12 protein-coding genes are annotated in these 13,846 nt (G+C 62.5%); all 12 read left to right on the forward strand.

What is annotated here, in order from left to right; translation table 11 throughout:
• The first annotated feature begins 394 nt into the window (after positions 1-394).
• The 12 genes from IPN92_12205 to IPN92_12260 all read left to right on the forward strand — a co-directional run bounded on the left by IPN92_12205 (position 395) and on the right by IPN92_12260 (position 13,829).
• A complete protein-coding gene (locus IPN92_12205; GenBank protein ID MBK8638986.1) occupies positions 395-661 on the forward strand; it encodes a DUF4212 domain-containing protein in 267 nt (88 codons plus the stop codon).
• A 60-nt stretch (positions 662-721) separates the two neighbouring features.
• Positions 722-2,464, forward strand: coding sequence for a cation acetate symporter (locus IPN92_12210; protein ID MBK8638987.1), 1,743 nt, complete (start codon positions 722-724; stop codon positions 2,462-2,464).
• A gap of 127 nt (positions 2,465-2,591) precedes the next feature.
• On the forward strand, positions 2,592-3,023 hold the full coding sequence (locus IPN92_12215) for a hypothetical protein (GenBank protein MBK8638988.1): 432 nt from the start codon (positions 2,592-2,594) through the stop codon (positions 3,021-3,023).
• A 442-nt stretch (positions 3,024-3,465) separates the two neighbouring features.
• Entirely contained in the window at positions 3,466-3,777 is a 312-nt protein-coding gene (locus tag IPN92_12220) for a DUF485 domain-containing protein (GenBank protein MBK8638989.1), read from the forward strand.
• Positions 3,774-5,510, forward strand: coding sequence for a cation acetate symporter (locus tag IPN92_12225; GenBank protein MBK8638990.1), 1,737 nt, complete (start codon positions 3,774-3,776; stop codon positions 5,508-5,510). The genes IPN92_12220 and IPN92_12225 overlap by 4 nt, the downstream gene beginning before the upstream one ends.
• A 280-nt stretch (positions 5,511-5,790) precedes the next feature.
• Entirely contained in the window at positions 5,791-7,182 is a 1,392-nt protein-coding gene (locus IPN92_12230; GenBank protein MBK8638991.1) for a threonine synthase, read from the forward strand.
• Positions 7,179-8,750: a 2-isopropylmalate synthase gene (locus IPN92_12235; protein MBK8638992.1), complete on the forward strand. Its 1,572-nt coding sequence runs from the start codon at positions 7,179-7,181 to the stop codon at positions 8,748-8,750. Before IPN92_12230 ends, IPN92_12235 begins: the two co-directional genes overlap by 4 nt.
• Positions 8,751-8,944: 194 nt before the next feature.
• The gene (locus tag IPN92_12240) at positions 8,945-9,814 is read left to right on the forward strand and encodes a transglycosylase SLT domain-containing protein (protein MBK8638993.1); all 870 of its coding nucleotides are present in this window, start codon (positions 8,945-8,947) and stop codon (positions 9,812-9,814) included.
• A gap of 78 nt (positions 9,815-9,892) precedes the next feature.
• Positions 9,893-11,785, forward strand: coding sequence for a phosphomethylpyrimidine synthase ThiC (gene thiC / locus IPN92_12245; protein MBK8638994.1), 1,893 nt, complete (start codon positions 9,893-9,895; stop codon positions 11,783-11,785).
• Positions 11,786-11,886: 101 nt separating this feature from the next.
• Positions 11,887-12,534 carry a DUF4433 domain-containing protein gene (locus tag IPN92_12250; GenBank protein ID MBK8638995.1) on the forward strand — a complete coding sequence of 216 codons (648 nt, stop codon included), beginning with the start codon at positions 11,887-11,889 and terminating at the stop codon, positions 12,532-12,534.
• Positions 12,535-12,552: 18 nt separating this feature from the next.
• Positions 12,553-13,668, forward strand: coding sequence for a macro domain-containing protein (locus IPN92_12255; GenBank protein ID MBK8638996.1), 1,116 nt, complete (start codon positions 12,553-12,555; stop codon positions 13,666-13,668).
• Positions 13,665-13,829, forward strand: a complete 165-nt coding sequence (locus IPN92_12260; GenBank protein ID MBK8638997.1) for a hypothetical protein — start codon at positions 13,665-13,667, stop codon at positions 13,827-13,829. The genes IPN92_12255 and IPN92_12260 overlap by 4 nt, the downstream gene beginning before the upstream one ends.
• The last annotated feature ends 17 nt before the right edge of the window (positions 13,830-13,846 follow it).

Here is a 13,846-nt window from a genome sequence, read left to right on the forward strand (position 1 = left end):
TGGGGGGGAACTGAGAGGAGTTAATCGCCTCTTCGCGATTTTCAGGCCTCGTCTGGCTGGCAACCTGGGTTGCCTCGCCAGGCCTTCTGCGGATGTTAAGGGATTGTGACGATGGAGGGATAAAAATCACGTCCAAGGCCAGGGCCGTTCGGGAGTTGGCCCGGGGTTTTGGCCTGGGTCGGGCTACCAGGTGGCGTCTCGTCGCCCGGGTGGGTGATCCGGCCAAGCCCTGGACCCTGTGCCCTCGAACCCCGCCGCTAGCCACCCTGCGGAGAGGCGGTTGAAGCCAGAAACCTCCTAAGTTCTTGCTGGAACCTTTCCGCGATGGTATGGTCTCCTCGGACCCAACCCCTAACCGGTTGGATTTACCACCATAAAAATCAGAGGAGTCGTCATGTCGATACATGCAACAAAAGAGCTCAAGGCATACTGGAAAGAAAACCTTGTCATTATCTCGGTTCTTCTGGCCATCTGGTTCGCGGTGTCCTACGTTTGTGGCATCCTGCTCGCCAATCAGCTCGACGCCTACCGGATCGGCGGTTTTCCCCTCGGGTTCTGGTTCGCCAACCAGGGCTCGCTCGTGACTTTTGTGGTCCTGATCTGGGTCTATGTCGGGCTCATGGACAGACTGGACATCAAATATGGCGTGCAGCAAGACTGATATTGGCCCTGACGTTCGCAACGAACGCTCTTCCCGTAATTTGACGAGGTCACTGACACAATGACAATTCTTCAATGGACCTGGATACTTACAGGCCTCAGTTTCGCGGTGTATATCTACATCGCCTACTGGGCCAGGGCGAGAACAACCGGCGATTTCTATGTTGCCGAGAAGTCGGTTCCGCCTTTGCTGAATGGCATGGCCACCGGCGCCGACTGGATGTCGGCGGCGTCCTTCATCTCCATGGCGGGATTGATTTCCTTCCTCGGACGCGACGGTTCCTATTATCTGATGGGGTGGACCGGTGGCTACGTGCTGCTGGCCCTGCTGTTCGCCCCCTACCTGCGCAAGTACGGTAAGTTTACGATCCCCCAGTTCATCGGCGACCGCTACTACTCCAATACCGCTCGCCTCATCGCGCTGCTCTGCGCCATCTTCGTCTCCTTCACCTATGTGGCGGGCCAGATGCGTGGCGTCGGCGTGGTCTTCTCGCGCTTTATGGATGTCGAAATCAACACCGGCGTCATCATCGGTATGGCGCTGGTCTTCTTCTACGCCACCCTGGGCGGCATGAAGGGCATTACCTATACCCAGGTCGCGCAATACGTCGTGCTGATCACCGCCTACTTGATACCGGCTATCTTTATTTCCATGCAATTCACCGGTAACCCCATCCCGCAGATAGGCTACGGCTCGCCGATCACCGCCGAGGGCGCGGCCCTGCTCAACGATCCCGGCACCCAGGGTAAGTACCTGCTGGATGTCTTGGACGGTCTCAGTAAGGAACTGGGTTTTGCGGCCTATACCAGTGGGCAGCGCCCCATGATCGACGTCTTCTTCATCACCTTCTCGCTGATGATCGGCACCGCCGGTCTCCCGCACATCCTGATCCGCTTCTTCACCGTACCCAAGATCCGTGACGCTCGCTCCTCCGCGGGCTGGGCGCTGATTTTCATCGCCCTGCTCTACACCACCGCTCCGGCCGTGGCCGTTTTTGCCCGCACCAACTTCATCCAGACGGTGAACAACGTCGCGTATGCCGAGGCCCCTTCTTGGTTCAAGAACTGGGAAAAGACTGGGCTGGTCGGCTGGAAGGACAAAAATGGCGACGGCATCATGCAGCTTCGCCCCGGCAAGTGGGATGATCCGAAGAGCGCGAACGAAGTCAAGATTGATCAGGACATCATGGTTCTGGCCAACCCCGAGATTGCCAAGCTCCCCAACTGGGTTGTGGGTCTGATCGGGGCGGGTGGCCTGGCCGCCGCCCTGTCCACGGCGGCAGGCCTGCTGCTGGTCATTTCGGCCGCCGTTTCGCATGATCTGATGAAGAATATCCTCAAACCGGATATGTCTGAAAAGGCGGAACTCTGGTGGGCACGAGCGGGCGCCGGCGTGGCTGTTGTCATCGCCGGCCTGTTCGGTATCTATCCACCAGGTTTCGTGGCCCAGGTTGTGGCCTTTGCCTTCGGACTGGCGGCGGCCTCCTTCTTCCCGGCTATCCTGATGGGCATCTTTAATAAGAAGATGAACAAGGAAGGCGCCATCGCGGGAATGGTCGTCGGCATCGTCTTTACCGCCGCCTATATCTGGTGGTTCAAGTATGGCGACCCGGCGTCCAACAACGCGGCCGGCTGGTGGATGGGTATCTCGCCGGAAGGGATCGGCACCGTCGGCGCCGCGCTCAACTTCCTCACCGCCTATGTGGTCAGCAAGTTCACCAAGGCGCCGCCGGCCGATATCCAGGATCTGGTGGGCAGCCTGCGTTACCCCGGCAAGGAGGTATCCGCGGCGAGCAGCCATTGATCGATGAGTTGATGTGAGTCGCACTGATGGCGGCTGCCGGAAACGGTAGCCGCCATTTTTTTATCCAGCATATCGAGGGAGTCAGACCATGGCCGCGAAGGCAAATCCGCCAGGGGGCAGGTTAAGCATGATCCAACGCCTCAACAGATTCATCCTGTCTAAGATACTGGGCATTCGGCTCCGGCCCACCGGCGCCGTCATTCTGGGGGGCTTCGCCGGCTTGAGCCTGACGACCACCATTCTCCCCGCCACCATCGCGATTCTGGGGGGTATCGACGAGTTCTCGGCGCGCCTCGATCTGGCCGGTTTTGCCGTCTACTCCTTCCTGGCGTGGGCGGTCGGCGGCTGGGCGGCCCAGAGAAGGGCCAGCGCTCAGGGGGGGGCCGTCATCCTGGGCCTTTTGGGTTCGGTCAGTGCCGCCCTTTTCGCTGGCCTGACCTACGGCGCCGAGAAGGAATTAGTCCTGCTTTGCGCGGCGGCGGGATTGGCCTACGGTTCCATCGGCGGGATGCTCATCGCCATCGCCCTTGGCGAAAACAAGAATGCCACTTCGGGTTGACTTGCCGACCCTTATCAAGCTGAGCCATCCGGGCGGGCGCGGGGACCATCCCGCTCACCGGGTCAGTGGGTGACCCGATTTTCGGTATCCCGGTCGCCATCACCCCCCTCCGTGCGACGGCAAGGGCGCTAACAGCAGGGCTGGGAAGCGTCTGGACTTGGCCAGGAAGATAAGATATCTTGCCGGGCTGTCCGAGGGTGTCCTCCCCTATTCAGATCGGATGATGGCCCTATCCAGGGCGCCGAGAGCAGGCTTTGCACACCCAGGCTGGGATGGCTCACAAGCTCTCGCCCGGTTCGCGCGGACAGGGCGGACAGGGCGGAGGCCGTGGACAGCTAACGAAGCGGTTGCCGCCATACCATTTCCACAAGGGTAACGAGGTCAGCGACCTTCCTACTCTGATTCCATCAACTCCCATCCAAAATCATGAGGAGGTGTTACTGTGTCCATAGAAACATGGGGGCAGATTCGGGCCAACCCGAAATTTCAGCAATTCGTTCAGAAACGTAACCGCTACTCGATCGTCATGTCCATCCTGGTCATCATCGCGTATTTCGGTTTCATCCTCCTGGTCGCCTTTGACAAGCCCTTCCTGGCCCAAAAGCTCGTTCCTGGCAGCGTCACCTCCCTGGGGATCCCCATCGGCGTGGGCGTCATCCTCTTCACCATTATCCTGACCTGGATTTATGTCCACAGGGCCAACACGGAGTTCGATACCGAGGCCGCGGCCATCCTGGAGGAATCCACGAAATGAACCCCACCATCACGAGCTTGATCGCCGTCGCCGCCATCATTCTGATCGGCGTCTTTGGTACGGCCTTTGGCGCCGGGCCCGACCTCGGGCAGACCACGCAACAGACCACCAACTGGGTGGCCATTTCCATGTTCGCTGGCTTTGTCCTCATCACCCTGGGCATCACCAAGTGGGCCGCCGCCCGCACCCGTTCCGTTGCCGACTTCTATACCGCCGGTGGTGGCATCACCGGGTTTCAAAATGGTCTGGCCATCGCGGGTGACTATATGTCCGCCGCCTCCTTCCTGGGTATCTCCGGCCTGGTGTTCGCCAATGGCTTTGACGGCTTGATCTTCTCCATCGGTTGGCTGGTGGGCTGGCCCGTCATTACCTTTCTGATGGCGGAACGCCTGCGTAACCTGGGCAAATTTACCTTCGCGGACGTGGCTTCCTATCGCTTTTCCCAGACCCCGCTGCGCAGTTTTGCCGCTACCGGCACCCTGGTGGTGGTGGCCTTCTATATGATTGCCCAGATGGTCGGCGCCGGTCAGCTCATCAAGGTGCTCTTTGGCCTTGAGTACATCTACGCCGTCGTCCTGGTAGGCGTCATCATGATGATGTATGTCCTTTTCGGTGGCATGACCGCCACCACCTGGGTGCAGATCATCAAGGCCGTGTTGCTCTTGGGCGGCGCCACCTTCATGGCAACCATGGTCCTGCTTCAGTTTGGCTTTAACCCCGAGGCCCTGTTCGCCAAGGCGGTCGAGGTCAAGACCGGGATGGCTATCTCCACCGGCAAGACCGCCGCGGAGGCTGCTACGGCAGGTGCCTCAATCATGGGTCCCGGTGGCCTGATCAATGACCCCATCTCCGCTATCTCCGTTGGCATGGCCCTCATGTTCGGTACCGCCGGCCTGCCGCACATCCTGATGCGCTTCTTCACCGTCCCCACCGCCAAGGAGGCCCGCAAGTCCGTGGCCTGGGCGACGACCTGGATCGGCTACTTCTATATCCTGACCTTCATCATCGGCTTTGGCGCCATCGTCAACCTGATCCCCAATCCGACGCAATACTTCGTCGGTGGCGATCTGGCCAAGGGCCTGAATGGCGGCGGCAACATGGCGGCGGTCCATCTCGCCAACGCCGTGGGCGGTAATGTCTTCCTGGGCTTTATCTCTGCCGTGGCCTTCGCCACCATCCTGGCGGTGGTGGCCGGTCTGACCCTGTCCGGCGCCTCCGCCGTCTCCCATGACCTCTATGCCTCGGTCTGGCGTCACGGCAACGTGGATTCCGATACCGAGCTGCGGGTCTCCAAGATCACGACGGTCGTCCTGGGTATCGTCGCCGTCTTGCTGGGTATTCTGTTCGAGAAGCAGAACGTGGCCTTCATGGTCATGCTGGCCTTCACCGTTGCCGCCTCGGCCAACTTCCCGGTCCTCTTCATGGCGGTGCTCTGGAAGAACTGCACCACGCGCGGGGCCGTGGCCGGCGGTATCGTCGGTCTCGTCATGTCCGTCTCGCTGACCGTGGTCTCGCCCGCCGTCTGGGAGGCCACGCTCGGCAATCCCAAGGGCAGTGCCCTCTTCCCCTTCTCCACACCGGCGGTCTTCTCCATCACCGCGGCCTTCTTCGTCATCTGGCTGGTCTCGATCCTGGATCGCAGCCCGCAGGCCAAGAAGGAACGTGCCCTCTATCCGGACCAGATGACCCGTTCGGAAACCGGCGTCGGTGCCTCCCTGGCCTCCAGCCATTGATGCTCCCAGCCGGTTGAGGTAAATGAAATGCCCGCCCCTGGCGGGCATTTTTATTTCCGGGCCCGTCTTTTCAACCGTTTGCGCGGTGGCAGGCGCGGGCCCATTTGCGTCAGGCTCTCAATCGCGTTCATCCTTCCGCCCGCCTTGCACTTGAATTTGGCGGAAAAACTACCTACCTTGACACTCCCCGGCTTGCGGGACTCAATCCGGGTCCCGAATCGATGGCCGATCCCGGTCGCGACTTTTATTCTAAAATTTCCGGCATCCAGCAGGACCACACATGCGCTATGTCAGTACACGCGGGGGAGTGGCCCCCATCGGATTCGCCGAGGCGGTGATGATGGGCCTGGGCACGGATGGCGGCCTCCTAGTCCCCGCAAGCCTGCCGCGCCTGGATGCCGCGACCCTCAAGACCTGGTCGCGCCTGCGCTTTCAGGACCTGGCCCTGGAGGTCATGTCGCCCTTTGTCGGCGACGCCATCCCCCGCGATCACCTGGCGGCCCTGATCGAGCGTTCCTACGCCAGCTTCAGCCATCCGGAGGTGACGCCGGTCATCCGCCTGGGCGACTCGTGGCTGCTCGAACTCTTTCACGGCCCTACGGCGGCCTTCAAGGACGTGGCCCTGCAATTTCTGGGCAACCTCTTCGAATATCTGCTGGAGCGGGACGGCGGGCGGCTCAATATCGTCGGTGCCACCTCGGGCGATACGGGCTCGGCGGCGATCGCCGGGGTGCGCGGCAAGTCGCGCATCCACATCTTTATCCTGCATCCCGAGGGCCGCGTCTCGCCGATCCAGGAACGCCAGATGACGACGGTGCTGGACGCCAATGTCCACAACATCGCCATCCGCGGCACCTTCGATGACGGCCAGCGCATCGTCAAGCAACTCTTCGGCGACCTGGAGTTCAAGCGCGACTTGAGCCTGGGGGCCGTCAACTCCATCAACTGGGCACGCATCCTGGCCCAGATGGTGTACTACTTTTACGCCTGGGGGCGATTGGCGGCGGATGATCCCAACCGCCGGGTCAGTTTCGCCGTGCCCACGGGCAACTTCGGGGATGTCTTCGCCGGTTATATGGCCAAACGCATGGGCCTGCCGGTGGACCGCCTCATCATCGCCACCAACCGCAACGATATCCTGAGCCGCTTCGTCCATACCGGCCGCTACGCGGCGGGGGAGGTCTATCCGACCCTGAGCCCGGCCATGGACATCCAGATCGCCTCTAACTTCGAGCGCTATCTCTATTTCCTGCTGGGCGAGGACCCGGCGGCGGTGCGCGGTCTGCTCGACGACATGGCCGGGACCGGCGGCCTGGCGGTGGATGCCGGGCAGCATGCCCAGGTTCGGGCCGATTTCGACGCCCTGGCCGTCGGCGACGCCGAAACCCTGGACCAGATCCGTGCCACCTTCGCCCAGTCCCAGTACATTCTGGACCCGCACACGGCGATTGGCGTGCGCGCGGCCCAAGGTCATGGGGACACCATCTGCCTGGCCACCGCCCACCCCGCCAAGTTTGGCGAGGCCGTGACCCTGGCCATTGGCCGCGAGGCCCCGCCGCCGCCGTCCCTGCGGGGGCTGTTGGAGAAGGAGACCCGTTGCGCCCGGCTGGAGGCCAGCGCGGAGGCCATCCGCGCCCATATCCATGACACCCTGGAGGCGGCAAGCCTATGAGTGGCCCGGCCCCTTCCATTCTCATTCTCGACACCACCCTGAGGGATGGCGAACAGACCCAGGGCGTCTCCTTCTCGCCGGAGGAAAAGACCAATATCGCCAAGGCCCTGCTGGAACTGGTGCGGGTCGATCGCATCGAGGTAGCCTCGGCGCGGGTCTCCCGAGGTGAGCTCACGGCGGTCACTAACATCATCGACTGGGCCCGGGGTCAGGGCCTGGAGGGGCGGGTCGAGGTACTGGGTTTCATTGATCAGGGCCGCAGCATTGACTGGATCCGTCAGGCCGGCGGGCGAGTCCTCAACCTGCTTGCCAAAGGCAGCGAAAAACACTGCCAGGGCCAACTCGGCAAGACCCTTGATCAGCACGCCCAAGAGGTGCGGGACACCATCCGCCATGCCCAGGACCGGGGGCTGGCGGTCAACATCTATCTGGAGGACTGGTCCAACGGCTACCAGGATAACCGGGACTACGTTTATGGCCTGGTGGAGCGGTTGGAGGATGGCGGGCTGGGGCACATCATGCTGCCCGACACCCTGGGGGTCATGACCCCGGAGCGGGTCTTCGCGGCCGTCTCGGACATGATCCGGCGCTTCCCGGAGCTCAAGTTCGACTTTCATCCCCATAACGACTATGGCCTCGCCACCGCCAATGTCCTGGCCGCCGCCCGGGCGGGGGCGGCGGCGGTCCATTGCACCGTCAACTGCCTGGGCGAGCGCGCCGGTAACGCCTCTCTGGCGGAGGTCGCCGTCAATCTGCGCGACCAGTTGGGTATGAAGGTGTCCATCGACGAGACCCATCTGGCGCGGGTCAGCGAGTTGGTCGAATATTTCTCCGGCAAGCGCATCGCCGACAATGCCCCCATCGTCGGCGAGGACGTCTTTACCCAAACCGCCGGCATTCACGCCGATGGTGATCGCAAGGGGAGCCTTTACCATACCCAGTTGAGCCCCGAGCGCTTTGCCCGCCGCCGCAAGTACGCCCTCGGCAAGCTCGCCGGCAAGGCCTCCCTGGCTAAAAATCTGGAAAAGCTCGATATCAGTCTATCGGAGGAAAATCAGCGCAAGGTGCTGCAGCGCGTCGTCGAACTTGGCGACTCCAAGAAGACCATTACCACCGATGACCTGCCCTTCATCATTGCCGAGGTGTTGGAGAGCCAGGACTACAACCATGTCCAGTTGCTGGCCTGCAACGTCAGTAGCGCGCTGGACTTGCCCTCCACCGCCAGCATCCGGGTGCGCGTCGGCGAGGCCATCCATTACGCCGCCGGCAGCGGCAACGGCAGCTTTGATGCCTTCATCAAGGCCCTCGCCAAGGTTCTGCGCCGGCATGACCTGACGCTCCCCGGCTTGATCGATTACGAGGTACGCATCCCCAAGGGTGGCCGTACCGACGCCCTCACCGAGTGCATCATCACCTGGGCCGACGAGGAAGGTCCGGTCCGCACGCGTGGCGTCCATACCAATCAGGTCTTCGCCGCCATCGCGGCTACTCTGCGCCTGGTCAATATTCTGGTCCATCGCGCCGCCCAGCGGGTGGGGACCTTGCCCGTCCTGGAGACCGGGGCTTGAACCTTGCGGTAGGGCTTTGGGTGGCTGGCGCGCCCGTCCGGTTATTTTATGGTGGCTTTTCGGGCCGTCATATCGGACACTAAATCTGTTATGGCCTTTGGCGCGGGAGGCTGGACCCCTAGGTCCAGTGTGCATCCGGCGCACCACCCATCACCCTTGGCGGCGAGATGATGCGAAAGATGAAATCCCTCCCGATGCTGGCGACCCTCTTGCTGACGGCCGTGCCCCATGCCGCTACCCAGGCGGCGGAAAAGACCCCTGAAGCGAAGGCGGACAAGGTCTTCGACGAGGCCCTGCGCAGTCGGGATATGCACCTGCTCACCGCATCGGGTCTGCGCTATGAGACCGGTGTTGGCGTTGGGCAGGATGCCGACAAGGCGGTCAAGCTCTATTGCCTCGCGGCCAAAATGGGTGATGGCGACGCCAAATATCGTCTCGGCTACCTCTACGCCTACGGCCGGGGCGTCAAACGTGATCCGGAACTCGCCGCCGCCTGGTTTGGCGAGGCGGTCAAGGCGCGGCACGCCATGGCCGCTACTCAGCTCAAGCTCCTTAAGGTCACCGCCGATCCCAAGCGTCTCCCCTCCTGCGGCCCCGGTGGCCCGGGCGGCGGCGGAGGCGGTGAAACCACGCGCATGGTCCTGCGTATCCATCCGGCCACCGGCGAGATCGCCAAGCTGATCCATAGCCTGGCCCCTAAATACAAGCTTGATCCCAGCCTGGTCCTGGCCGTGGTCGAGGCGGAATCCAACTTCAATCCCCAAGCCCGTTCGCCTAAGGATGCCCAGGGTCTGATGCAACTCATCCCCGCGACCGCCGATCGTTTCGGTGTCAAGGATGTCTGGGACCCGGAGCAAAACCTGAACGGCGGCATGGCCTATCTGCGCTGGCTCCTCGACCACTTTGATGGCGATGTCAAGCTGGCCCTGGCCGGCTACAACGCCGGAGAAGGGGCGGTCGAGAAGCATGGCGGGGTCCCCCCCTACCAGGAGACCCAGTCCTATGTCGCGCGTATCCTGCGCCGCCTCGGGCTCGAGGAGGGCCAGCAAAGCAGCCCAGGTTAAGGCCGGCGCGGGATCCTCCGGGCGAGATGGCCGATCGCGCCGCGCCTGCCTGCCCCCATTTCATCGAGATCAGACGTCATGAGCGCCATTCCCCAGGACTTTATCCGAAACACGGCCCGTCTTTCGGACGCGGCTACTCAGCCCTTCGCCCGTTCGCGCAAGATCCACGTCCAGGGGTCCCGCGCCGATCTGCGGGTGCCCATGCGGGAGGTGAGCCAGACGGACACCCAGACCCATCGTGGCGTGGAAGAGAATCCCCCCATCTACATCTACGACACCTCTGGACCCTACACGGACCCGCAAGCCCACATCGACCTCCTGGCGGGCCTGCCTGACCTGCGGGGGGCCTGGATCGAGGAGCGCGGCGACACCGAGCGTCTCGCCGGTCCCAGTTCCGCCTTCGGTCGTCAGCGTCAGCAGGACCCGGGCCTGGCCCACCTGCGCTTCGAGCACATCCGGGTCCCACGCCGCGCCAAGCCAGGGGCCAACGTCACCCAAATGCACTATGCCCGCCAGGGTCTCGTCACCCCGGAGATGGAGTTCATCGCCATCCGCGAGAACCTGCGCCTGGAGGAACTGCGCGCCGACCCCCGTTACGCCAAGCTGTTGCGCCAGCACCCGGGGCATGGCTTTGGCGCCCGGCTGCCCGCGTCCATCACCCCGGAATTCGTCCGCGCCGAGGTGGCCGCCGGGCGGGCCATTATTCCCGCTAACATCAACCACCCGGAACTGGAGCCCATGATCATCGGGCGCAACTTCCGGGTGAAGATCAACACCAACATCGGCAACTCGGCGGTCACCTCCAGCATCGAGGAGGAGGTGGAGAAGATGGTCTGGTCCTCCCGCTGGGGGGGCGACACCCTCATGGACCTCTCCACCGGCAAGAACATCCACGAGACCCGCGAGTGGATCCTGCGCAACGCCCCCGTGCCCATCGGTACCGTGCCCATCTACCAGGCCCTGGAGAAGGTGGACGGCAAGCCGGAGGAACTGACCTGGGAGATGTTCCGCGACACCCTCATCGAGCAGGCCGAGCAGGGGGTGGACTACTTCACCATCCATGCCGGGGTGCTGCTGCGTTATGTCCCCCTGACGGCGGACCGCGTCACCGGCATCGTCTCCCGGGGCGGCTCCATCCTCGCCAAGTGGTGCCTGGCCCATCACCAGGAAAATTTCCTCTACACCCACTTCGAGGATATCTGCGAGATTATGAAGGCCTATGACGTCGGCTTCAGCCTGGGCGATGGTCTGCGCCCGGGCTCCATCGCCGACGCCAACGACGCCGCCCAGTTCGCCGAGCTTGAGACACTGGGCGAGCTGACCCAGATCGCCTGGCGGCACGACGTCCAGGTCATGATCGAGGGTCCGGGACATGTGCCCCTGCAGATGATCAAGGAGAACGTGGACAAGGAGCTAACCGACTGTTTCGAGGCTCCCTTCTACACCCTGGGGCCCCTGATCACCGACATCGCCCCTGCCTACGACCATATCACCTCCGCCATCGGCGCCGCCAACATCGGCTGGTACGGCACCGCCATGCTCTGCTACGTCACCCCCAAGGAACATCTGGGCCTGCCCAACAAGCAGGATGTGCGCGACGGCATCATCGCCTACAAGATCGCCGCTCACGGCGCCGACCTGGCCAAGGGCCTGCCCGGCGCCCAGGTGCGTGACAACGCCTTGTCCAAGGCCCGCTTCGAATTCCGCTGGGAGGACCAGTTCAATCTGTCCCTGGACCCGGAACGCGCCCGCGAGTATCACGACGAGACCATGCCCCACGAGGCCCACAAGGTCGCCCACTTCTGCTCCATGTGCGGCCCCCACTTCTGCTCCATGCGCATCACCCAAGAGGTGCGCGACTACGCCGAGGCCCATCGCCTCGATGACGTCGAGGCGGCGCTGGTCGAGGGGATGCGGGAGAAGGCGGTGGAGTTCCTGAAGGAGGGCGCGGAGATCTATCGGGAGATCTGAGGGAATCGGTGGTTCGTCTTGGGCAAACCCAATATCCCCAAACAGGAAGTCGCCGAAGCCATCGCGGTGGTGACGGTTTTCTTGGATCTGGTGGCAAAGAAGTGACGCAGCTCCCCACCCCCACTTGGCTCTACCGCCTGGTTCATGTGGACAACCTCGCCACGTTACTGATGCGGGGCGCCTTGCATGCACCTCATGCCACGCCGGAGGATGGCCTGCCATACCACCCCATCCACAATGTCAGTGTGCAGGTGAGCCGTCATATCCAGCCCATCTCATGCGGGCCGGGCGGCACGATTCACGATTACGTGCCGTTCTACTTCGGCCCCCTGTCGGTGATGCTGCTCAACCTCAAGACCGGCCGCGTCGCCGGCTACGACGAAGGCCAGGAACCATTGATCTACCTGATGACCACGGCCCAGGCGGTGCAACAGGCGGGATGCCGCTTTGTGTTCTCCGACGGCCACGGGCTGGCCGGGTTTACCGAGTGGTTCGACGATCTGGCGCGACTCGACCAAGTGGATTGGAATCTCGTGAGTACGCGCTACTGGTCGGATCAGCCCGACGACAACGACCGGCAGCGCCGCAAGCAGGCGGAATTCCTGGTCTGGCAATCTTTGGACTGGACTTTGATTGGCGGCATCGCCGTGCTGAACCCGTCGATGCAACGGCGGGTCGAAGACATACTCGACCGGTTTCTGCAGCGGTCGCGCCCCAAGGTCGCGGTCAAGCAAATCTGGTATTACTGAGCAAGGAGAGCACGTTCAATGATCGAACTTACCCGTGGCAACCTGCTGGAAGCGCCCGCCGAAGCATTGGTGAACACAGTCAACTGCATTGGCTACATGGGCAAGGGCATTGCGCTGCAATTCAAGCAGGCCTTCCCGGCCAACTTCAAAGCCTATGAGGCCGCCTGCCACGCCAGCGACATGGTGCCGGGCAGAATGTTCATTCATGACAACGAAGGGCTGGTGAATCCACGCTACATCATCAACTTCCCAACCAAGCGTCATTGGCGGGGCAAGTCGCGCATCGAGGATGTGGCCGCCGGTTTGGAGGCTCTGGTCGCCGATGTTCGCCGCCTGGGCATTCGCTCCATCGCCGTGCCGCCCCTGGGTTGCGGCCTAGGCGGGCTGGACTGGAAGGTGGTGCGGCCGATGATCGAACAGGCCTTTGCTCCGCTGCCGGATGTAGGCGTTCTACTGTTCGAGCCGGCCGGGGCGCCTGCGGCCAAGGCCATGCCCGTACGCACCGCTCGCCCGCACATGACCGCCGCACGTGCCCTGTTCATCAAGCTGATGGAAGCCTATTCAGCGCTTGATTACAGCCGCACTCTGCTGGAAGTGCAGAAGCTCGCCTATTTCCTGCAAGAGGCTGGTGAACCACTACGGTTGAAATATGAGGCCGGTCACTATGGGCCCTACGCCGCCAACCTGAACAAGGTGCTGGAGGTCATGGAGGGGCACTTCATCCGTGGTTTTGGCGACAGCCAGAAGCCGGATGCGGAAATTGAACTGCTGCCGGGTGCGGTTGAGGAAGCGACCGAGTTCTTGAAAAACCGGATGGACTCCGTCGCTCGACTCGAACGGGTCGCCGGCCTGATCGAGGGTTTTGAAACCCCTTACGGAATGGAGTTGCTGTCCACTGTGCATTGGTCAGCATGCTACGGCGGCCATCGGGGTGAATCGCCGGCCACTGACGTGGAGAGTGCCGTCGATCTGGTTCATGCCTGGAACCCGCGAAAGCGCGGCATTTTCAAGCTGGATCATATCCACGTGGCATGGGCGAGGCTGGCGCAAAACGGATGGCTGGCGACGGGCCTGTCGCACCGGGAGATTGAATCGCCCGCTCGTCAGTGCCTCCCGCGAATTTCGCAGCAATGAGCAAGCTGTACCGGGTGCATCGCAAGCCGGATGCGGGCAATGGCCAGGCGGAGGCGATCAATCCGGAGGCCATCCGCACGGTGGTGCATTCGCAGTTGGCCATGAAGCAAAAGGCCGATGAGTTCCTGAAAGAGGGCGGACGGATTTACCCTGAGGTTTGATGGAGGATAACCATGGG

It is taken from the genome of Chromatiaceae bacterium (genome assembly GCA_016714645.1).
GTDB lineage: Bacteria > Pseudomonadota > Gammaproteobacteria > Chromatiales > Chromatiaceae > M0108.